The sequence below is a fragment of the Algoriphagus lutimaris genome, assembly GCF_017051705.1.
In the GTDB taxonomy this organism is placed as follows: Bacteria; Bacteroidota; Bacteroidia; order Cytophagales; family Cyclobacteriaceae; genus Algoriphagus; species Algoriphagus lutimaris.
In genome coordinates this window covers 1-285 of the sequence record NZ_JAFIDJ010000038.1, presented here as the reverse complement: position 1 = coordinate 285, position 285 = coordinate 1, and the positions used below count along the sequence as shown (strand labels likewise).

Here is a 285-nt window from a genome sequence, read left to right as displayed (position 1 = left end):
TAGCGCTGCATGAAGACTTCGCCCTTGCTGTTGCGTAATTGAGCCCCCTCTCCGCGCATCGCTTCTGACAGCAGAAAGGGCGGGCTCGAAGGCAGGTACAGGGCCGTGGGGTGGAATTGGACGAACTCCATGTCCTGCAGGACGGCCCCGGCACGAAGCGCCATCGCGACGCCGTCGCCGGTCGCATTCGCCGGATTGGTCGTCCGGGCATAGATTTGTCCGGCTCCGCCGGTCGTGAGAACGACGGCCCGGGCCGGCAGGAGAGACCTCCGTCCCGAGTGCTCG

Annotated in this window: 1 protein-coding gene; it reads right to left on the bottom strand. The window is 66.0% G+C overall.

Annotated elements, in window-relative coordinates:
- Window positions 1-285 (bottom strand): FAD-binding protein (locus tag JYB62_RS19690; protein WP_205647098.1); only part of this gene is annotated, 285 nt, incomplete at both ends.